The following is a 20369-nucleotide window of genomic DNA, read 5'->3' as shown; positions in this document are numbered from 1 at the left end:
CCGCTCAACGGGAACCTGCCCGTCGTGTCACCCCGGGGTCGATAACCCGCTCGAGACATCGCGCGGGCAAAGGACGCTGCGACGATGACTCAAACAGTCCAACAGCCGCATTCCAGCTCTGCTCGCGAACGAGTCGATCAGGCCTTGAGCCTGGACCGCAACGGCGCACGCGTGCTGCAGCTCATGACAGCCCAGGTCGGCGCCGCCCGGGCCGACGCCGATGCGTGCCTCTTCGATCGGCCTGCTACCGCCGTGTCGGCTGCAGCCAACCGGCTGGAGATCGCGATCGCCGCTCAGGTCTTCGCCACCGACTACCAGGCCAGCTGCCATACCATGCTTGCGTACGCACTCGACGATCTGGCCGGAGCCGGGTTCCTCCGTAGCCTCCCGGCAGCGGACCCCATCGCGTTGACCGATCCCGCCACGTCGGCGAACTCGGCGGCTGCTGCGGTCGTTGTGGCCGAGGCAACCGCGATCGCTGCGGCAGCCGAGGAGCGCCTCGCCGCGGAGATACTGGCGAGCACCGTCCTGGCTGCGAAGACGGCCCACGATGCCGCGATGGCGGCCGCCGCGACGGTCGCTCAGGCGGCTGAGGACGCCCGCCGCGCTCGCAGCCTGGCCGACGCGCTCGCCGCCGTCGATGTCGCCACCGCTGCGGCAGTCGCTGCATCTGACGTGCAGCGTCGTGCAGAAGAAGTTGCCGCAATGGTGTCAGCAGCCGCATCGGTTGCTGCGTCCCAACTCCCCGCCCCGCAGGATGCCGCAGGATCCATCGCAGCGGACCGTCTCGCCAGCTTGGTCGCGGCCACCGCCACGTCCAAAGCGCAGGAGACCGCCGACGCAGCCTCTATCGTGGCCGACGCCGTCAGCCGGGCCGCCGCCGCGGTCGCGTCGACAAGCGCAGCATCGGCGGCCGTCACCGAGTACGAAGTCCGCGATGCCGCACGCGCGATGCGAGCGACGGCCGAGGTCACGGCAGGGGAACTCGCCGAGGCGTCCTCGCACGCGCGTGATGCAGCAGCGGCCTATGCGTCTGCTGAGCCGACGTGAACGAGTCGGACGCGCGCAGCGTCATGACCGATCTCTACTTCGATCTGCGCGTCGACTACCGCAGCCGGCGCATAGCCGTCCACGGCGGGATAGATATCGCGTGTGGACCGAACGTGGCCACTGCCGTCGTCCGGCTGCAGCGTGCCGCTCCCGGCGACATCACCATCCAGCTCGACGAAGTGACCTTCATCGACATGGCCGGACTCGGCATCCTCGTCGGCGCGCGGTCAGCTCAGCAGGCTGGGGGACACCGGCTCATCGTCTCCGGAGCCTCTCCGCAGGTGCGACGCATCTTCACCCTCGGAGCGCTTGACGATCTGCTCGACTCGCCGGGTTCGACGATCGGAGGCTGAGGTCGGCGCAGGCCGCGCACGTCTGCGCCGGAATGACGCCGAGCCGCATCAAGACGGCGAAGGCCTTGCAGCCCAGGCACAGGCCCAGGATCGACTCGAGCCCGGCCGCGGCGACCAGCGCAGCGAGCAGGGCGACGGTGACGCCCGGCAGACCGACGGCGAGGAAGACGACGGCAGCAACGGTCAGAGTGGCGCCGATAGCTTGCGCGAAGCGCTTCGGCGGACCGGGGACGAGTCGCTCGTGCCCGATGCGCGGTGCGAGGACGCGGGTGGCCAGCTGGCCCAGCGGGCTGAGCTTCGGTCCGGTGAGAACGCGGGCCAGGAAGCCGTAGGCGAGCAACACCGAGAGCCAGAGCCAGGCCGAGCCGACGGCCGTGCCGAGCACGAGGATGCCGGCGGCCGAGATGACCACGCCAGCCGCGACGCAGCGCGCAGCGACCTCATTTACGGGGTTCGGGAAGCCGATCAAGGACACGTCGGAAGTCTACTCAGCCGGTAGGCTTTGCGGCCCGGATCGGCGCCACCACCAGGGTCTGCAGGCCCGCACCGACCACGCCATGGCGGTCGGAGATGGTCGAGCGGGCGAGCGCCGAGCCGTGGGCGCCGAGCTGGGTCACCGCGTCGAGCAGCACCCATTCGCCGAGCAGCGGTCGGGCCAGGTGGACGTCGAGGTCGACGTTGAGGAACGACCACTGGGACCAGTCGAGCTCGGAGGACAACCCGTTGCCGCTGTCGGCGACCAGGACTGCGCGGGCCAGCCCGCTCCACTGGTAACCGTCGAACAACGCAGTTGTCGCACGGGCCCAGGCTGCGCCGGGCCCGCGCTCGAGCAGTCCACCGGACAGGCGCCGCCACTCGAGGCTGGCGCCGTAACCGAAGTCCGCGTCGAGCCCGGGCAGACCGTCCGGCAGCTCTACCGCGGCCTGGGGCGGCGCAGCCTGCGCAGAGGTGTCGGCGTCGCGAACGAACCACACCCGTGAGATGAGACAGTCTCGTCCGCCTGCGGCGATGATGACTGCGGCCAGTACCGCGCTGCGCGCAGCGCGCACCACCTTCGCCCGGACCTCGAGGTCGGCCACCGGCACCGGCCCGACGAAGTCCGACGCGAGCCGCAGCGCGGTCAGGTCGGTGCGGCCGGTGATCTGTTCGACGACCTGCTCGGCCGCGGCCACCGCGAGTGCGTTCGGAGGCCCGCCATGTTGCAGGTTTGGGGCCCACGGTCCCGTCGTCGCAGGATGCGAGCGATATTCGCTGACCAGAACGCTGTCGTCGAGGCTCACCTGCGTGAGGTCGTAGTAGGTCTCAGACACGTCGTCAACCTAGATGGCTCGTCGCACATTCTTAGCTTAGAATGACGGCGAAAGGGCGTGCGGCACATCCCTCCCGTGCCGCCGCCCTTTCCCATGTCTAATGCCTTGTGCTCACCGGAACCGTGGTTACGGCCCGTCACGAATTATCGGTGTACCCCGCGCAACCCGCGCCAGGGAATGACCGAAGGACGACGCGGTGACCCGACGCAGGATCGCAGTGATCGGCAGTGGGGTGGCCGGTCTGACCGCGGCCTACGTGCTCCAGCGCGAGGCCGACGTGACGCTGTACGAGGCTGCCGACCGCCTGGGCGGGCACGCCGACACCCACGACATCGTCGGGACCGACGGCGTCCTGCGCAGCATCGACACCGGCTTCATCGTGCACAACCTGCGCACCTACCCGAACCTGCGCCGCCTGTTCGACGAGCTCGGCGTGGCCACCCAGGAATCCGACATGAGCATGTCGGTCTCCTGCGCCGGCTGCGGTCTCGAGTACGCCGGCGGCCGGGGTATCTCCGGCCTGCTGCCGAGCGCGCGGGCACTGGCCAATCCGCGCTACCTCAAGCTGCTCGGCGAGGTGGTGCGTTTCCACCGCCGGGCGCACGAGGTGCTGACCGGTACCGAGCACGAGCTCACGATCCGTGAGTTCCTGCGCCGCCACCGCTTCTCGGCCTACTTCGAGACCCACTTCATGACGCCGCTGATCGCGGCGGTCTGGTCGACGGCGCCCACCGGGGCGGGCGACTACCCGGCGCGTTACCTGTTCACGTTCCTCGACAACCACGGCATGCTCAGCGTCACCGGCGCACCGGTCTGGTACACCGTCACCGGCGGCTCCGCCCGCTACGTCGAGACGGCCGCCAAGGGCCTGACCTCCGTGCAGACGTCGACGCCGGTCCGGTCGGTCACGCGCGTCGGGTGGGGCGTCGAGATCCACGACGACGCCGACTCCCTCGAGAGCTTCGACGCCGCCGTCATCGCGAGCCACCCGCACCAGGCGCTGGGCATGCTCAGCGCCCCTACCCACACCGAGACCGAGGTGCTGGGCGCGATCGGCTACACGAGCAACCCCACCGTGCTGCACACCGACACCTCGGTGCTGCCGCGTGGGCCGCGGGTCCAGGCGTCATGGAACTACGCGCTCCCGGCCTGTGACAGCGTTCCGGGTGTTGTGCAGGTCAGTTACAACATGAACCGGCTGCAGCGGCTGGACGCTGCCCAGACCTACGTCGTGACGCTCAACGCCGAGGACCGGGTCGACGCCTCGACGGTCCTGGACCGAATGTCCTACGAGCATCCGGTGTACACGACGGCGTCGGTGGCGGCCCGTGAGCGGCTGCCCTTGCTCAACGACGAGGTCGTCGCCTTCGCCGGTGCCTATCACGGGTGGGGTTTCCACGAGGACGGCTGCCGGTCGGGGGTCGAGGCGGCCAAGAGCCTGGGCGTGCGGTGGTGACGGCCGCCCCCTCGTCGGCCGCACTGTACGAGGTGTCGATCGCGCACGTGCGCGCGGCGCCGGTACGCCACGACGTGCGCCACACCAGCTATCTGTGGTTCGTCGACCTCGACGACCTGCCCTCGCACGGCCCCCTCGCCCGCTTCCACTCGCGGGACCACGTCGGTGACCCGCAGCGCAGCCTGCGCGAGAACGTCGAGGCCTACCTGGCCGAGCACGGCATCGTTCTGCACGGCGGACGCATCACCATGTTGACCAACGCACGCAGCCTTGGCTACGTCTTCAACCCGCTGACGCTGTACTGGTGCCACTCGCTCGACGGCGCCGTCGTCGCGGTCGTCGCCGAGGTGCACAACACCTACTCCGAACGACACCGCTACCTGCTGCGCACCGACGACGCGGGCCGGGTGGACGTCGAGAAGGAATTCTTTGTCTCGCCGTTCTACCCGGTCGACGGCAGCTACCGGATGAGCCTGCCGGAACCCGGGGAACGCCTGGCCGTCACGATCACGCTGCACCGACCGGACGACGCCCCGTTCACCGCATCCGTCCGCGGCGTCCGCCGGCCGGCCACCCGTCGTGCCGTCCTTGCCATGGCCCTGCGCCACCCGTTCGAGACGTGGCTCGTCCGCGGCCTCATCACCGCCCACGGCCTGCGCCTGTGGCGCAAGGGCCTGCCCATTCAGCAGCGCCCGCCACACCCGTCCGACCTCGCAAAGCCCAGTTCTAGGAAAAGAGTCGCCATGTCGATCGCGGACCGCCTCGCCACCCTCGTCCGCGAGACGGCGGGTCTCGAACTGCCCGTCCGCATCCGCGCCTGGGACGGGAGCGAGGCCGGCCCGGTCGACGGCGGGCCGGTGCTGGTGATCCACTCGCGCCGCGCGTTGCGTCGCCTGCTCTGGGCGCCAGGGGAGCTCGGGCTCGCCCGGGCGTACGTCACCGGCGACCTCGACGTCGAGGGGGATCTGGCTGACGGGTTTCGCCGCGCGTGGAAGCTGGCCCGTTCGCGGCCGAGCACCGAGGTGTCGCTCAGCGCCGGTGCGAAGGCCAAGGCTGCGCTCGCCGCGACCCGGCTCGGTGCGATCGGCACGCCGCCCACCCCGCCGGCGTCCGAGGCCCGGCTGCAGGGGCGGTTGCACACCAAACTGCGCGACCGCGCCGCGATCTCGCACCACTACGACCTGTCGAACGAGTTCTACGAGCTGCTGCTCGACGACACGATGGCGTACTCGTCGGCGTACTTCACCCATGAGGGGCAGTCGCTGGTCGATGCGCAGCGCGCCAAGCTCGACCTCGTCTGCCGCAAGCTCGACCTCGAGCCCGGCAAGCGCCTGCTGGACGTCGGCTGCGGGTGGGGATCGATGATCCTGCACGCCGCCGAGCACTACGGCGTGCACGCCACCGGCATCACGCTGTCTGGGCAGCAACGCGACTTCATCACCAAACGGATCGCCGACCGCGGGCTGGCCGACCGGGTCGAGGTGCGGCTGCAGGACTACCGGGACTTCGCGTCGGACGGTCAGGTCTATGACGCGGTCAGCTCGATCGAGATGGGCGAACACGTCGGCGAGGGCAACTACCCCGAGTACGTCGGCATCATGTACGACGCGCTCAAGCCCACCGGCCGCCTGCTGCTGCAGCAGATGTCGCGCCATGAGAACACCGCCCCGGGTGGCGGCGCGTTCATCGAGTCCTACATCGCGCCCGATATGCACATGCGCCCGATCTGGCAGACGATGCGCCACCTCGTCAACGGCGGCTTCGAGGTCCGCGACGTCGAGGCGATGCGTGAGCACTACGTCACCACCGTCCAGCACTGGCTCGACACCTTCGAGGCCAAGTGGGATCAGTTCGTCGCCCTGCAGAACGAGGAGGTCGCGCGGGTCTGGCGGCTGTACCTCGTCGGCGGCATGCTCACCTTCGAGGAGGGCCGCATGGGCGTCGATCAGTTCCTGGCCGTCAAGCCGACCGGCGACGGCGTGAGCGCCATGCCGGCCACCCGACCCTGGGCCGCGGCTACCGTCGGGGAATGAGCTCCTTCGACACCTCGGCCTGGGCCGGGACGCTGGCCTGGGCCGGCGGCGCGATGGCCGTCGTGCTGTTGGCGACGTTCGTGGTCTCGAAGATCGTCGGGAAACACGCCGTCATCGACACCACGTGGGGTCTGCTGTTCGTCACCGCCGCGGTAGTGATGGCGGTCCGGTCGACGGGCGACGACACCCGGCGCTGGCTGCTGCTGGCCCTGGCGACGGTCTGGGGTTTGCGCCTGGCCTGGTACACGGGCAAACGGTCGATCGGCAAGCCCGAGGATCCGCGCTACGAGGAGATGCTCGACAAGCAACCAGGCAACGGCGATCTCTACGCGCTCACGCACATCTACCTGCTGCAAGGGGTACTGGCCTTCATCATCTCGGCGCCCATCCTCGTCGGCGGCTTCGAGCGTTCGTCCGTGGGCGTCCTCGCCTGGATCGGGGTCGCGATCTGGGCGGTCGGGTTGTTCTTCGAAAGCGTCGGTGACGCGCAGATGGCGCGCTTCCGGGCGGATCCGGCCAACAAGGGCAAGCTCATCGACACAGGTTTGTGGCGTTACACCCGGCACCCGAACTACTTCGGCGACGCCTGCATCTGGTGGGGGATCTTCCTCGTCGCTGCCGACGCGCTGCCCGGCGTGGCCACGATCTTCTCCCCGATCATCATGACGCTGCTGCTCACCATCGGCTCCGGCGCTCGGATCCTGGAGAAGTCGATGAGCAAGCGTGACGGCTGGGACGCCTACGCCGCACGGACCAGCATGTTCTTCCCCCTACCGCCGCGGGTGAAGAAGGCCGTCACCAGCTAGCGTCGGGGCACGAGCACCACCGCCCGACGAGAGGATCACCGTGCCCAACGAAGCTCAGGTCACCGACCTGGAGAACGAGATCGCCGAACTGCGACGCACCAACGACGAGATCCGTCAGCAGGTGGGCGGCCAGGGTGTCGGCGCGGTCGACCCCGAGGACACCGCGGCCGCGCTCACCAACATCGAGGAGAACGAGGCCGTCCTCGGCACCCTCGAGCTGCGCTTGGCCAACCTGAAAGCCGACGCCGAATAGACCCGTCCCCTCACCGCCAAGCGCGGTTCAGGGGTCGAGGCGGAAGCGGACGGCCTCGCCGGCGTCGGCGGCGATCTCGACCGACGCGCCGGTCGGCACGTCGGTGGCGGGCCAGATGCGGTGGTGGACGCGCACGCTCCCGCTGCGGGGTCGGTTCTCGCCGGTGAAGCGCAGCCGCAGGACGACGCTACCGTGCGTCACGGTGATGATGTCCCAGTCGAGCATCAGCGGGTCGACGGCGCTGCGGCGGTAACGCCAGCGGGTGGCTTCACCGGGGACGGCGCCGGCAACAACCCGCACCGCGCAGTCGAACTCGTCGGGATGACGTGCCCGCTTGGCCAGGACATGGCCCAACACGCTCGTCGACGACGGCGTCACCCAGCGCTCGGGTACCGATCCCACGTCCGGGATTGTGTCACTGCTGGTACTGCCCGCGCAGCACGCTGATGCCGCTGTACTTGACCTGGTTCGTCCGCTGGATGCTGACCTCGAAGTTGTCGTAGCGCTTCAGCGACTTCGACGGCACGGTCAGGTCGGCGGTGTTGTCGTTGCCCAGCAGCCCGACGCTCTGCATCTGCGTGCGCGCACCGTCGGTGAGCCACAGCTCGTAGACGTGGTTCGAGTCCAGGCGCGGCAGCTTGCTGGCGTCGATGCGAACTTTGCGATCGCCGACGATCGTCAGCCGGGCCTGGGTGTGACCCTTGTCGAACGCGGTGAGCGCAAGAGTGTGCTGACTCGACGACGAGGACGACGTCGAGACCTCGGTGATCGCGACGCCGCCGCCCACCAGGATCACCGCTGCAGCGGCCACCGCGACGAGCCGCCGGCGCTTGGGGGCGGCATGTTTGCGATGGGTGGCCTGCTCGGCCTCCTCGCGGATCTTCTCGAACATGCTGGTCATCGGCGGCAGCCCGGCGGGCGGACCGTCGTCATCCGAGCCGTCGTCCGTGCTGTCGTCCGGCCGGGTCGCAGCCACGATCTCGGGTGCGAAGCGATGAGCGGAGGTGAGCGAGGCGTGCGCTACCACGGCCGAGACGAGTTCCTGCTGGCAGTCCGGGCACGAGCGCAGATGTTCGGCCGCGCTGAGTACTGCGTCGCGAGTCGCCTCACCGGTCAGCAGGCGGGGGATGTCCTCGGTGATGTGGCTGCTCATCGGACACCTCGGGGATTCTCGAGCAGGCCGGCCAGACGTTGCAGTCCGCGCGACGTGCGGGTCTTGACGGTGCCCAGGGGGATGTCGAGGGCCAAGGCGATCTCAGTCTGCGTGTACCCCTCAAAGTAGGCGAGCTCGATGACCTCGCGCTGCAGCTCGGGCAGCGAGTCAAGGCCACCACGCACCTCGTCGGCCCACACCAGCCGGTCGGCGACCAGCCGGCCGTCATCACCGGTGATCTCGCGCATCGAGTCCAGCGGGACGACGACGTCCCGGCGTTTTCGCAGATGGTCGATGGCTCGCTTGCGGGCGATGCCCAGCACCCAGCCGCGCAGTGACTGGTTCGGGTCGTACCGATCGTGCACGCGCCAGAGTTCGTAGAACACCCGCTGCATGACGTCCTCGACGTCGGGCTGCGGGACGTAGCGCCCGAGGTAGGACATCACGAGCGGACCGAGCGTGCGATAGGCATCTTCCAGCGCCGCCGGGTCGCCCTGATTCAGGCGTTCGCCGATGTCGCCTAGGGCTGCCTCCACACTCGCTACTTCGTCAGCGGTCATGGCGTCGGTTCCGTTCGGGGCCGATCAGCGCTTCTCGATCTCCACGAAGGAACGCTCCGGCGCGCCCGTGTAGAGCTGGCGCGGCCGTCCGATGCGACCCTCCGGGTCGTCGATCATCTCCTGCCACTGGGCGATCCAGCCCGGCAGCCGGCCGATGGCGAACAGCACCGTGAACATCTTGGTCGGGAAGCCCATGGCCCGGTAGATCAGCCCGGTGTAGAAGTCGACGTTCGGGTAGAGCTTGCGCTCGACGAAGTAATCGTCCTCGAGGGCGTGACCCTCGAGCTCGATGGCGAGGTCGAGCAGGTCGTCGCGCTTGCCCATCGCCGAGAGCACCTGGTCTGCCGACTGCTTCACGATGGCCGCGCGCGGGTCGTAGTTCTTGTAGACCCGGTGCCCGAAGCCCATCAGCTTGACGCCGTCCTCCTTGTTCTTCACCTTCTTCACGAACTCGCCGACGTCGCCGCCGGTGCTGCGGATCTTCTCGAGCATCTCGAGGACTTCCTGATTCGCACCGCCGTGCCGCGGTCCGGACAATGCGTGGATGCCGGCCGACACCGAGGCGAAGAGGTTGGCCTGCGACGAACCGACCAGCCGCACCGTGGAGGTCGAGCAGTTCTGCTCGTGGTCGGCGTGCAGGATGAACAGGGTGTCCAGGGCCTTGGCCACGGCGGGGTCGACCTCGTAGGGCTCGGCCGGGAAGCCGAACGTCATGGCCAGGAAGTTCTCGACGTAGGTGCGCGCGTTGTCCGGATACAGATACGGCTGGCCCACCGACTTCTTGTAGGCGTACGCCGCAATGGTCGGCAGCTTGGCCAGCAGCCGGATCGTCGACAGCTTCGCGTTGGCCTCGACCTGCGGGTTGAGCGCGTCCTGGTAGAAGGTCGACAGCGCAGAGACGGCCGACGACAGCACCGGCATCGGGTGGGCGTCGCGGGGGAAGGCGTCGAACAGCCGCTTGAGTTCCTCGTGCAACAACGTGTGGTGCTGGATCTGGTCGGCGAAATCGGCCAGCTCGTCCGATGTCGGCAGCTCACCGTTGATGAGCAGGTAGCTGACCTCGAGGAACGACGAGTTCTCGGCCAGTTGGTCGATGGGATAGCCGCGGTAGCGCAGGATGCCGGCATCGCCGTCGATGTAGGTGATCGCCGACGAGCAGGACGCGGTGTTCGCGAATCCGGGGTCGTAGGTGACCATCCCCGTCTTGGCCAGCAGCTTGCCGATGTCGGCGGCCGGCGCCCCCTCGACGGGGCGATGGACGGGCAGCTCCAGCGAGTCCTGGCCGGGTACGTCCAGGGTTGCGTTCGTGATGTCGACGGCTGCGTCGGACATGGGTTCCCTCTCGGTTAGCTGCTCAGGTTCTGCAGTCGTACCTCGCCGCGGGCAATCGCCCGCTGCTGTTCGTCGGTGATCTCGACCAGCCAGAGCTGCTGGCTGCGGCCCCGGTGGATCGGCGTCGCAACGGCCGTCAAAATGCCCTCACGCGCTGAGCGCAGGAAGTTGGTGTTGTTCGCGACGCCGACGACCTTGCCGCGGTCGCCCAACCACATCGCTGCGCCCAGGCTGGCGCTGCTTTCAACCACCGAGCAGTAGACGCCGCCGTGCACGATCCCGTAGGGCTGCAGGTGCTGCTCGCCCACGGTCCAGCTCATGACCACCCGGTCAGGACCAAGCTCGTCTAGCCGAAGTCCGAGAGCCTTGGTCAAGCCCTGGTCGACGACGTCCCGCACGGCATCGGTCATGTTTTCGACCGTAGTCCAGGCCGTTGCGCGCGTGTGCCCGGCGGTCCGAAGAATGGCATGCAGTACGTCGCTCAGGAGGCCGCGGCCGCGGGTCGGGGCCTGCGCTGCGGTTCGACATTCTCGTGCGTCGTGAACTCCAGCACACCGTCGTCGATGGACCCGTGGCGCAGCGTCGCGGCGTCACGCAGGAAGTCGTTGGTCACCCGCCACGGTCCGCGGGCGCCCTGGCGGGGCAGGTGCGGGTCGCCGCGACGGACGTACCCGGAGTTCAGCGCGCCGAGCACCGAGCCCTGGCCGTGGTCGCCGGCGCTGCCGTGCGCCACGAACGTGGTGAGGCCGTGACGGTCGAGGTGGTTGAGCAGGCGGCACACGTACTCGCCTGCGAGGTCGGCCTTGAGCGTCCACGAGGCGTTGATGTAGCCGAAGACGAACGCGAAGTTGGGCACGCCCTCGATGAGCGTGGCCTTGTACGTGAGCCGCTCGTTGACAGCGACCGGTTCGGCGTCGACCTCGAGGGTGGCGCCGCCCAGGATCTGCACGTCGAGGCCGGTGGCCGAGACGATGATGTCGGCCTCGAGCCGGTCACCGGATTCCAGTTCGATGCCGTCGGCGGTGAAGGTCTTGATGCGGTCGGTGACGACGTCGGCCTTGCCGCTGCGGATGGTGCGGAACAGGTCGCCGTCGGGCACCACGCACAGCCGCTGGTCCCACGGGTCGTACTTGGGGGTGAAGTTGGCGATGTCCGATGAGCCGGCCAGGGCCTTCTCGGCGCCCTTCACCACGAACCGGCGGATGGTGTCGGGGCGCACCCGGGCCAGGGCGTACGTAGCCCGCTGCACGCCGATGTTGCGAGAACGGGCCAGCTTCCAGACGACGCTGTCGGGCAGGAACCGGCGCAGCCCGGCAGAGATCCCATCCCGGGCCGGCAGGGACACGATGTACGTGGGGGAGCGTTGCAGCATGGTGACGTGTGCGGCCTCGGCAGCCATGGCCGGCACCAGGGTCACCGCGGTGGCGCCCGAGCCGATGATGACAACTTTTTTGCCCGCGTAGTCGAGGTCGGCCGGCCAGTGCTGCGGGTGCACGACAGTGCCGGTGAAGTCCTGCTGACCGGGGAACTCAGGGCGGTAGCCGGTGTCGTAGTTGTAGTAACCGGTGCCGGCCACGACGACGTCGGCGGTGAAGGTCTCGGTGGCCTCGCCCGCGCCATTGCGCGTCTCGACTGTCCAGCAGTTCTGCGCGCTGGACCAGGAGGCCTTGACGACCTGTCGGTCGTACTCGATCAGCCGCTCGATGTCGTACTCGACGGCGGTGTCGTGCAGGTACTCGCGGATGGCGGCGCCGTCAGCCAGCACCTTCGTGTCGCTCCACGGCCGGAAGTTGTAACCGAAGGTGAACATGTCCGAGTCGCTGCGCACCCCTGGGTAGCGAAACAGATCCCAGGTCCCGCCGATCGTGGCGCGCCGCTCCAGTATGCGCACCTCCTTGTCCGGGCAATCGCGGGCCAGATGACAGGCGGTGCCGATGCCGGAGATGCCGGCGCCGATGATCAAGACGTCGGTGTGCGGTCCGGACATCGGTCCTCCTACGAAGCGGGCGATACGTGTGACACACCGTACTGGGATGGTGGAGCCAAGGCGTGCACCAGCCGGTCGACGAACGCGGCCTGCGCGATGATCAGCTTTACCCGCGCGATGTCCGGGACGAACCATGCTGCCCGGTCGATCTCCGGGAACCGCTGGACGCGGCCCGAGCGCGGTGGCCACTCCAGCTCGAAGTCGTTGCTGCGCACGGTGCTGACGTCGAGGTCGCCCGGCAGTGCCCACGCCGTGACGATCTTGCCGCTGGTCTGGCGGACCTCGCCCAGCTCCAGTGGTTCGCCGGCAGGCGGCTCGCTGCCCAGTTCCTCGGCGAACTCGCGCCGGGCCGCAGCGTAGGCATCCTCGGTCTCGAGGTACTCGCCCTTGGGCAGGCTCCACGCGCGGTCGTCCTTGCTGGCCCAGAGCGGGCCACCCATGTGCGCGAGCAGCAGTTCGACGCCTTCGTTGCTTTGGCGGTAGAGCAGTAGCCCGGCACTGCGTCGTGGCGGCACGCTCAGCGGCCGGCGGGGGTGGGTTCACCGGTCGCGGAGTTGTCGATACCGAGGTGACGCAGCAGGTTGGCTGCGAACTTCTCGCCCGTGCGGTTCATTGTGCCGGTCATGACACGGCTGACCGCGGGTGCGGCGCTGCGGGGCAGCGGCAGCTCGACGTGCAGGGTCAGGGTGATCGCCAGGTTCGTGCCGCCCTCGACGTCGGCCAGGCGGTACCACCCCTCGGCCCCGGTGCGTTCGACGGTGCCGGCCGGCGGCTCGTGCGTGTAGCGGATCTCGGTGCCTTCGACGAAGTGCATGCGCTCGGTGAACGCCGGTGCAATGCTGACGCCCAGCGCCGAGATGCTCATCATGTGCCAGCGCCACAGCTCGCCATCCGCGTCGATTCTCCTGAGCAGCGGCGTCAACTTCGGTAGCAGCACCGGGTCGGTGAGTGCCGCCCAGATCCTCGATCGCTCGGCTGCGACGACGGCGGTGGACTCGGTGGTGGCGGCGAACTTGTTCATCAGGTCAGGATTCCCATCCCGGGGGTGTCCTACCGGCCCTGGTAGGCAGGACTCATGCAGGCAATGGAGACGGCGTGGGTTGCGGCGGTCGCGACCGCAGGCGGCCGGGTCGGGCCGGCCGCGGACAGCGCCGATGACCTCGTGCGCCACTACGCCGAACCCCACCGCCGCTACCACACGGCTACGCACGTCATAGCCGTCCTGCGCGACAGCGCTGAGCTGGCGGACGCGCTCGGCCTGGACGACGTGCAGCGCGCCGTCATCGCGCTCGCCGCCTGCGCGCACGACGTCGTCTACAACGCGAGACCCGGCGATGACGAACGGGCCAGCGCGCAGTGGGCCCGCGAAGCGTTGCGGATGGCCGGTCTTGCGGCGGCGCACGTCGAGCGGGTCGCGCAGCTGGTGCTGACGACGCTGACCCATCACACCGATCCCGACGACGTCCCGGCCACCGCTCTGCTCGACGCCGACCTTGCGATCCTGGCGAGCGCGCCTGACACGTACGCGGCCTACGTCTCAGCCGTTCGGGCGGAGTACGCCGCAGTGGACGACGACGGGTGGCGTACTGGACGGGCGGCCGTGCTGTCCGGGTTGCTCGACCGGCCGCGGCTGTACCTGTCCGAACCCGGCCGGATGCGATGGGAGGCGGCGGCGCGGGCCAACGTCGCGGCCGAACTGGGTCAACTGACCGGCACGTCCTGACGGACGGGGTGCACGAGGTCGTAGTCGGTGGCGTCGAGCGTGCGCGTGCGGGCGGCGTAGTCGCGCATGTAGCCCGGCCAGTTCGTGACGATGCGCCCGGCCTCGTTGCGGTACCAGGAGTTGCACTGCAGCCAGGCCGTGCCGTGGAAGCGGCGCTGGGTCTCGACGTCGCCGGCGTGCTGGACCTCGGCCCGCACATCAACGGCTGCCCCCCGGTCGCGCGCAAGCTCAAGCGCCTGACGCAGGTAGGCCGCCTGGCACTCGAGGAAGAAGATGATCGACCCGCCCGAGGTGTTGGTGTTCGGGCCGTACATCAGGAACAGCGACGGGAAGCCGCTGACTGAGATGCCGAGGTGGGCCGTCGCGCCGGCGTCCCACTCCGAGCGCAGCTCGCGGCCGCCGCGGCCGATCACCTGCATGGGGAACATGAACTCGGTCGTACGAAAGCCGGTGCCGTAGATGATGCAGTCGACCTCGTGCACCCGCCCATCCCGCGTGCGCGGCCCGGCCGGCGTCATCCCCGTGATCGCGTCGGTGACCAGCTCGACGTTGTCGCGCTGCAGCGCGGGCAGGAACGCCGAGCTGAACAGCACCCGCTTGCACCCGAACCGGTAGTCCGGCCAGGCCTTGCGGCGGACCGCGGGATCGGTGAGCTGCCCGCGCATGAACAGCGCCGACGCCAACCGCCCGATCCAACCCAACGCCGTCGGGTGGCGGATCATCGCGGTCAGGAACTCCATGTACAGAAACAAGCTCAACCGGAACAACCGGTGCAGTGGCGGCACCCGCCGGAACAGCGTGTGCACGGTCGATGAGTAGTCCTTGTGCTCGCGCGGCAGGAACCAGTTGCCGGTGCGCTGGAAGACGGTCAGGGACACGACCTCCGACGCGATCTCGGGGACGAACTGCACGGCGCTGGCGCCGGTGCCGACCACCGCGACGCGCTTGCCGCGCAGGTCATAGGCGTGGTCCCAACGAGCGGAGTGGAAGGCGCGCCCGGCGAAGTCGTCGCGACCCCCGATGGGCGGATACGCCGGCTGGTTGAGCTGGCCGGTGGCGATGACCACGGCGTCCGCGGTGTACGACGTCGGGCCGCCGGGGCCGTCGGCATCGACCGTCCACGTCGCCGAAGCGTCGTTCCACCGGCATGACGTGACCGTGGTGTCGAGCACGACCCGGTCGGCGATGTGGAACGCCTCCGCCGTGCCCTGCAGGTAGTCCAGGATCTCGGCCTGCGGCGAGCAGAACCGAGACCAGTCGGCGCGCTGCGCGTACGAGAACGAGTAGAAGTGGCTGGGCACGTCGCATGCGGCGCCCGGGTACGTGTTGTGGTGCCAGGTGCCGCCGATCGCGCTCGCCGCCTCGATCAGCGTCACGTCGAAGCCGTGCTCGAGCAATTCCTTTGCCGCGGCCACGCCACCGAAGCCGGCTCCCACGATAAGCACGCTCGACGCCGTCGTCATGGCGATGAACCTACGCGGGAACCTTTCATATGACCACCCGGTCATACGTCAGAATCGGCGCGGTGGCCGAGAGACCGAGCGAGACCAACGAGATCTACCGGACGATGGACCTCGCGCTGCGGATCGGCGAGCTGCTGCTGTCCTCCGGGGCCGGTGCGGCCGACGTCGCGGCGCAGATGGACAACGTCGCGCAGGCCTGCGGACTACGCGGGACGAGTACGGACGTGACGTTCACCGAACTGGCCATGAGCCATCAGGCGCGCGTCGACGAGCCGGCGCTGATCCAACTGCGGCAGGTGCGCTACCGCCAGGTCGACTTCGGGCACCTGACCGAGGTCGACCGGCTGGTGCGCGACCTGGCCGCCGAGCGCGTCACCCGGGATGAGGCGTCGATACGCCTGAAGAAGATCGTGTCGTCGGGGCACAGCCGCCCGCGGTGGTCGGTGACGCTCGGCCAGGGCCTCGTTGGCGCTGGGGTCGGCATGGTGCTGGGCGGCGACTGGGTGGTGATCGGCATCGCCCTGGTCGGAGCGGTCGGCGTCGACCTGATCCAGCGCCGGATGAGCAGCCGACGCTGGCCGGTGTTCTACCAGCAAGTGGCCGGCGGGCTGTTCGCGACGCTGCTGGCGGCGGGTGTGGCCAAGACGGGTCTCGACGTCGCGCCCAGCCGGGTGATCACAGCGAGCATCGTGCTGCTGCTGGCCGGCGTCAGCTTCCTGGGCGCGGTGCAGGATGCGCTGACCGGTTTTCCGCTGACCTCGGGGGCGCGCATCCTCGAGGCGGTGATCGCCACCGCCGGTGCGATCGCCGGGGTGAGCGGTGGGCTGACGCTCGCGCGGGTCCTCAACATCGGCCTCGGCACCCTCGACCCAGGGGCCGTGCGCTTCGCCGAATTACCCATGCTCACGCTCGGCGGCGCACTGACCGCCGCGGCGTACGCGTTCGCGTCCTACGTGCCGTACCGTGCCATCCTGCCGATCGCGTTCATCGGCGCGCTCGCCATGACTGTGTACTACCTCGCGGCACATCACCGGGTGGGCACGAACTGGGCGTCCGGGGTGGCCGCGGTCGTCATTGGCCTCGTCAGCTGGGTGATCTCGGGCAGGGCAAGGGTGCCAGCCCTGGTGGTCGTCACCACCGCCATCGTGCCGCTGCTGCCTGGTCTGTCGATCTACCGCGGGCTGGCGCTGTTCGGCGCGGGGAACAGCAACGGCCTGCTGGCGCTGGCGAACGCGGCTGCCATCCTCATCGCGTTGAGTTCGGGCGTCCTGCTCGGCCAGTACATCGCCCAACCGCTCAAGCGCGAGGCCAGGCGCCTCGAGAGCCGGCTGTCCGGACCGCGCCTCGTCGGGCCGCTCAGCGTGCGCACCGGGCGTCGCCGGCGTCGCAAGCGTCCGTCCTGACAGGTGCGACCATGACGCATGGCCTTCTCCGCGCTCAGCCATCTCGAGTCCTCGCGGGACGGGTCGCGCTACGACGCCGACGTGGTGCAGGGGCTGTCCGACCGCGGGGCGCCGCTGCTGGCCCGTTACGACCTGGACGCGGTGCGCACCACGACCTCGCCGGCCGACATCGCCACCCGACCTCCAACGCTCTGGCGCTATCACGAGCTACTGCCCGTCCGGGACCCTGCGCGTGTCGTCACGCTCGGCGAGGGGATGACGCCGCTGCTGGACCTGCCGCGGCACGGCGCCCGGCTCGGCGTGCCGACGCTGCGGATGAAGGACGAGGGCCTGGTGCCCACCGGGGCGTTCAAGGCGCGCGGGGCGGCCGTCGGCGTCTCTCGCGCCGCCGAGCTGGGCGTGCGGGGCATCGCCATGCCCACGAATGGCAATGCGGGCGCGGCGTGGGCGGCGTACGCGGCACGCGCCGGGCTGCAAGCGCTGATCGTGATGCCGGTCGATGCGCCGGTGATCACCCGACGCGAGTGCGTGATTGCCGGTGCCGAGCTGTATCTGGTCGACGGCCTGATCGGTGACGCAGGCAAGCTCGTCGCGGCCGCGGTGGCCGAGCGCGGCGGTTACCAGGACACCTCCACGCTCAAGGAGCCCTACCGCATCGAGGGCAAGAAGACGATGGGCTTCGAGATCGCCGAGCAGCTCGACTGGCGCTGCCCGGACGTCCTGCTCTACCCGACGGGTGGCGGCGTCGGCATTATCGCCATCTACAAGGCGCTGCTCGAACTGCGCGAGCTCGGGTGGCTCACCGGTGACCTGCCCCGGTTGGTCGCCGTGCAGGCCGACGGGTGCGCACCCATCGTCGACGCGTTCGCGGCCGGCCTCGACGAGAGCACCGCGCCGGCGGACCCGCACACCGTCGCGTTCGGTATCACCGTGCCCAAGGCGCTCGGCGACTTCCTGGTCCTTGACGCCGTCCGCGCGACCGGCGGCACCGCCATCGCGGTGAGCGACGACAAACTGCTCGCGGCGCAGCGTCAGCTGGGCCGCGACGAGGGGACGTGGGTGTGCCCCGAGGGGGCCGCGTGCTTCGCTGCAGTGGCCCAGCTGCGTGAATCCGGCTGGCTCAGCGAGCACGACGACGTCGTGGTGCTCAACACCGGCACGGGCCTGATCTACCCCGACACCGTGCCCGTCGACGTCCCCGTCCTGGCCCGCGACGGCGCGATCCCGCACGGGGCTGCGACCACACGGCGTCACAGCTAACCTCGCAGGATGGTCACCGCGCCCGCACCAGTCCGTCAACGCATCGACCGCAACGTCAAGCCGCGCGTGCGGTGGGCGTTCGGCCACCTGTTGCCACGCACCGTCCTGCAGCGCGCCGCCGGCAAGGGCGACCTGCAGGGCAGGCTGTTGGAAGCCAGCCGCGGCGGCGACCCGTTCCCGGTCTTCGAGGAGATCCGCGCGCACGGCCCGGTGTACTCGGGCAAGTACGCGTCCGTCACGACGTCGCTGCCGGTCGTGCGCGAGGTGTTGGCCAGCAACGACTTCCGCGCCGGTTTCGATGCCTCCGAGGTCGCGGGACCGCTTGGGCGGTTGTTCACGTGGGCGCTCGACCCCACTTTGCTCGGGCCGCTGGAGCCGCCGTCGCTGCTCGTCACCGAGCCGCCCGATCACACCCGGTACCGCAAGCTCGTCACGCGGGTGTTCAGTGTCCGCGCTGTCGAGAAGCTGCGGGCGCGCACCGAGATTATCGCCGCCGACCTGCTGGATTCGCTCGAGGGGCGTGACACCGTCGAGCTCGTCGAGTCGTACTGCACGTTGCTGCCCGTCACCGTCATCGCCGAGGTCCTCGGCGTCCCGGCCGGCGAGCGCGAGCGGGTGCTCGGCTTTGGCGCCGCCGCGGCCCCGAGTCTCGACCTCGGGTTGAGCTGGCAACGGTTTCGCAGCGTCGAGAACGCACTCGCCGAGTTCAGCACCTGGCTAGGTGAACACCTCGAGCGGCTGCGTGCCGAGCCGGGTGAGGATCTGCTCAGCCAGCTGGTAGCCGCGCGCGAGGACGGCGTCGGCCTGGACGAGCGCGAGCTCAAGGCCACCGCCGGGCTCGTGCTCGCCGCCGGATTCGAGACGACGGTCAACCTGCTGGGCAACGGTGTCGCGCTGCTGCGCGAGCATCCGGATCAACTGCAGCTGCTCATCGACGACCCGAGCCTGTGGCCCAACGCCGTCGACGAGATGCTGCGCATCGACCCGCCGGTGTTGCTGACCGGACGCAGCGCGGTCCGCGACACCGTGATTGCCGGACAACCGATCCCACGCGGCCGGGTGTTCACCACGGTGCTAGCTGCCGCGAACCGCGACCCGGAAGTGTTCACCGACCCCGACCGCTTCGACGTCACTCGCGCCAACGCCAAGGACCACGTCGCCTTCTCGGCCGGCCGGCACTACTGCCTCGGCGCTGCGCTCGCGCGCATGGAGGGCGAGGTGGGTTTGCGTGCCCTGTTCGACAGGTACCCGGAGCTGCAGACGCTGCCCGGCGCCCGCCGCCGCGACACCCGCATCCTGCGCGGCTACGACACGCTGCCGGTGCGGCTCGGCCCCCGGGCCCGCGCGGCGGTCTAGGCGCTCTTGCCGGCGGCCAGCACGAGCGCGTCGACGGGGTGCGCCACCACCGTGCCCGGCCCGGGCAGCGCCTGCTCGACGAGCGCGGCACGCACCGCCCGTTGCAGCGCCGGCGGCAGCCGGGCCTGGACGGTGAAGTCGAGCAACTGACGGTCCGTATCGGCGTCGCCGGTTTCGGCTACGTCGAGCCGGCCGTCGATCCGGGTGATCGTCGGGTGTGGGCCGATCCGGGTGAGCGCGAGCAGGACCTCGTCACTGAAGCCCTGTCGCGGCCCCGGTGCCAGCAGCCGCACCAGCTGGTTCAGCGGACCCAACGGGGCATGCAGCACCACCAGCACGCCGCCCGGCGCGAGCAGCGCGTAGGCGCGGGACAGCGCGGCGGCCAAGTCGTCGACGTAGTAGAGCGAGTGCACGGCGAGTACGACGTCGAAGGTGCCCTTCGGGCGAGCGACGGCGAATCCGCACGGCAGTACGGACGAGTCAACCCCGGACACCGCGCGCAACCGAGCCGTGCAGGCGTTGGCACTCGGCAGGTGCGGTTCGACACCCACGAAGTCGACGCGCTGCCCGCGCGCCGCCAGGGCGGTCGCGACCTGGACGTCGACGGTGCCGTCGCCGCACCCGATGGACAGCAGCCGCGTCGGACCGCTCGCGCGAGGTTGCAGGTAGTCGACGAGCCAGTCGATCAGCCGGCGGCGCTGGTCGGAATGGGCTTCGAACACCGCGTGGCCGGCGACGTACTCGGCAGGACCGAGGGGGAGGAGCGGGCCGCTGTCGTCAAGCGTGGCTTGCAGGTCGTCCCAAGCATTCGGATGGTGCACTACGGCGTTGCGGGACATGCGTCCTCCTGGCAGGTGCCCGTGGGTTGGGC

22 protein-coding genes and 1 pseudogene are annotated in these 20369 nt (G+C 69.5%); 11 read left to right on the top strand and 12 right to left on the bottom strand.

Going from position 1 to position 20369, the window contains the following annotated elements:
- Positions 1–84 precede the first annotated feature (84 nt).
- Together ACFFC4_RS05820 and ACFFC4_RS05815 are read left to right on the top strand one after the other, a co-directional pair.
- Complete coding sequence (locus tag ACFFC4_RS05820) at positions 85–1050, top strand: hypothetical protein (RefSeq protein ID WP_375498704.1); 966 nt, start codon at positions 85–87, stop codon at positions 1048–1050.
- Complete coding sequence (locus ACFFC4_RS05815) at positions 1047–1403, top strand: STAS domain-containing protein (RefSeq protein ID WP_375498702.1); 357 nt, start codon at positions 1047–1049, stop codon at positions 1401–1403. The genes ACFFC4_RS05820 and ACFFC4_RS05815 overlap by 4 nt, the downstream gene beginning before the upstream one ends.
- Here ACFFC4_RS05815 and ACFFC4_RS05810 read toward each other — a convergent pair.
- Both ACFFC4_RS05810 and ACFFC4_RS05805 read right to left on the bottom strand, forming a co-directional pair.
- Positions 1345–1878: a DUF4395 domain-containing protein gene (locus ACFFC4_RS05810; RefSeq protein WP_375498700.1), complete on the bottom strand. Its 534-nt coding sequence runs from the start codon at positions 1876–1878 to the stop codon at positions 1345–1347. The genes ACFFC4_RS05815 and ACFFC4_RS05810 overlap by 59 nt on opposite strands.
- Before the next feature lie 13 nt (positions 1879–1891).
- Positions 1892–2713, bottom strand: a complete 822-nt coding sequence (locus ACFFC4_RS05805; protein WP_375498698.1) for a thioesterase family protein — start codon at positions 2711–2713, stop codon at positions 1892–1894.
- A gap of 196 nt (positions 2714–2909) precedes the next feature.
- Here ACFFC4_RS05805 and ACFFC4_RS05800 point away from each other — a divergent pair, with 196 nt between their 5' ends.
- From ACFFC4_RS05800 to ACFFC4_RS05780, 5 genes and pseudogenes are all read left to right on the top strand, one after another.
- Entirely contained in the window at positions 2910–4169 is a 1260-nt protein-coding gene (locus ACFFC4_RS05800; protein WP_375498696.1) for an NAD(P)/FAD-dependent oxidoreductase, read from the top strand.
- A pseudogene (locus ACFFC4_RS05795) lies at positions 4100–4855 on the top strand (DUF1365 domain-containing protein); the annotation flags it as partial. The gene ACFFC4_RS05800 and the pseudogene ACFFC4_RS05795, both read left to right, overlap by 70 nt.
- 57 nt (positions 4856–4912) lie before the next feature.
- Positions 4913–6202: a class I SAM-dependent methyltransferase gene (locus tag ACFFC4_RS05790; protein ID WP_375499008.1), complete on the top strand. Its 1290-nt coding sequence runs from the start codon at positions 4913–4915 to the stop codon at positions 6200–6202.
- Positions 6199–7008: a DUF1295 domain-containing protein gene (locus ACFFC4_RS05785; protein ID WP_375498694.1), complete on the top strand. Its 810-nt coding sequence runs from the start codon at positions 6199–6201 to the stop codon at positions 7006–7008. Before ACFFC4_RS05790 ends, ACFFC4_RS05785 begins: the two co-directional genes overlap by 4 nt.
- 40 nt (positions 7009–7048) lie before the next feature.
- Entirely contained in the window at positions 7049–7261 is a 213-nt protein-coding gene (locus tag ACFFC4_RS05780; RefSeq protein ID WP_375498692.1) for a hypothetical protein, read from the top strand.
- A 27-nt stretch (positions 7262–7288) separates the two neighbouring features.
- Here the strand turns inward: ACFFC4_RS05780 and ACFFC4_RS05775 are convergent, their stop codons facing one another.
- The 8 genes from ACFFC4_RS05775 to ACFFC4_RS05740 all read right to left on the bottom strand — a co-directional run bounded on the left by ACFFC4_RS05775 (position 7289) and on the right by ACFFC4_RS05740 (position 13314).
- Positions 7289–7663 carry a hypothetical protein gene (locus ACFFC4_RS05775; protein WP_375498690.1) on the bottom strand — a complete coding sequence of 125 codons (375 nt, stop codon included), beginning with the start codon at positions 7661–7663 and terminating at the stop codon, positions 7289–7291.
- A gap of 13 nt (positions 7664–7676) precedes the next feature.
- Positions 7677–8414 carry an anti-sigma factor domain-containing protein gene (locus tag ACFFC4_RS05770; protein ID WP_375498688.1) on the bottom strand — a complete coding sequence of 246 codons (738 nt, stop codon included), beginning with the start codon at positions 8412–8414 and terminating at the stop codon, positions 7677–7679.
- Positions 8411–8974, bottom strand: coding sequence for an RNA polymerase sigma factor (locus tag ACFFC4_RS05765; RefSeq protein ID WP_375498686.1), 564 nt, complete (start codon positions 8972–8974; stop codon positions 8411–8413). Before ACFFC4_RS05765 ends, ACFFC4_RS05770 begins: the two co-directional genes overlap by 4 nt.
- 24 nt (positions 8975–8998) lie before the next feature.
- On the bottom strand, positions 8999–10306 hold the full coding sequence (locus tag ACFFC4_RS05760; protein ID WP_375498684.1) for a citrate synthase: 1308 nt from the start codon (positions 10304–10306) through the stop codon (positions 8999–9001).
- 14 nt (positions 10307–10320) lie between these two features.
- Complete coding sequence (locus tag ACFFC4_RS05755) at positions 10321–10716, bottom strand: PaaI family thioesterase (RefSeq protein ID WP_375498682.1); 396 nt, start codon at positions 10714–10716, stop codon at positions 10321–10323.
- Between the two features lie 71 nt (positions 10717–10787).
- Positions 10788–12293, bottom strand: a complete 1506-nt coding sequence (locus ACFFC4_RS05750) for a flavin-containing monooxygenase (protein ID WP_375498680.1) — start codon at positions 12291–12293, stop codon at positions 10788–10790.
- A gap of 8 nt (positions 12294–12301) precedes the next feature.
- Entirely contained in the window at positions 12302–12808 is a 507-nt protein-coding gene (locus ACFFC4_RS05745; RefSeq protein ID WP_375498678.1) for an NUDIX domain-containing protein, read from the bottom strand.
- Between the two features lie 2 nt (positions 12809–12810).
- Complete coding sequence (locus tag ACFFC4_RS05740; protein WP_375498676.1) at positions 12811–13314, bottom strand: SRPBCC family protein; 504 nt, start codon at positions 13312–13314, stop codon at positions 12811–12813.
- Between the two features lie 63 nt (positions 13315–13377).
- Here ACFFC4_RS05740 and ACFFC4_RS05735 point away from each other — a divergent pair, with 63 nt between their 5' ends.
- Positions 13378–14016: an HD domain-containing protein gene (locus ACFFC4_RS05735; RefSeq protein WP_375499006.1), complete on the top strand. Its 639-nt coding sequence runs from the start codon at positions 13378–13380 to the stop codon at positions 14014–14016.
- On the opposite strand, the gene ACFFC4_RS05730 is transcribed toward ACFFC4_RS05735, so the two are convergent.
- Positions 13995–15479, bottom strand: coding sequence for a flavin-containing monooxygenase (locus tag ACFFC4_RS05730; RefSeq protein WP_375498674.1), 1485 nt, complete (start codon positions 15477–15479; stop codon positions 13995–13997). The two genes, ACFFC4_RS05735 and ACFFC4_RS05730, sit on opposite strands and share 22 nt — an antisense overlap.
- Before the next feature lie 62 nt (positions 15480–15541).
- On the opposite strand from ACFFC4_RS05730, the gene ACFFC4_RS05725 reads away from it, so the two are divergent.
- The 3 genes from ACFFC4_RS05725 to ACFFC4_RS05715 are packed head-to-tail and all read left to right on the top strand — an operon-like array spanning position 15542 to position 19498.
- Positions 15542–16882, top strand: a complete 1341-nt coding sequence (locus ACFFC4_RS05725; RefSeq protein WP_375498672.1) for a threonine/serine exporter ThrE family protein — start codon at positions 15542–15544, stop codon at positions 16880–16882.
- 18 nt (positions 16883–16900) lie between these two features.
- Positions 16901–18142 (top strand): threonine synthase, encoded by a 1242-nt coding sequence (locus ACFFC4_RS05720; protein WP_375498670.1) that lies wholly within the window; start codon positions 16901–16903, stop codon positions 18140–18142.
- A gap of 9 nt (positions 18143–18151) precedes the next feature.
- Positions 18152–19498 carry a cytochrome P450 gene (locus ACFFC4_RS05715; protein WP_375498668.1) on the top strand — a complete coding sequence of 449 codons (1347 nt, stop codon included), beginning with the start codon at positions 18152–18154 and terminating at the stop codon, positions 19496–19498.
- Here ACFFC4_RS05715 and ACFFC4_RS05710 read toward each other — a convergent pair.
- Positions 19495–20337: a class I SAM-dependent methyltransferase gene (locus ACFFC4_RS05710; protein ID WP_375498666.1), complete on the bottom strand. Its 843-nt coding sequence runs from the start codon at positions 20335–20337 to the stop codon at positions 19495–19497. The two genes, ACFFC4_RS05715 and ACFFC4_RS05710, sit on opposite strands and share 4 nt — an antisense overlap.
- Positions 20338–20369: the final 32 nt, after the last annotated feature.

The sequence above is a fragment of the uncultured Jatrophihabitans sp. genome, assembly GCF_964244045.1.
Taxonomy (GTDB): Bacteria; Actinomycetota; Actinomycetes; order Mycobacteriales; family Jatrophihabitantaceae; genus Jatrophihabitans.
Note: the sequence above shows the minus strand (reverse complement) of the source record. Positions and strands in the feature narration are given on the sequence as shown.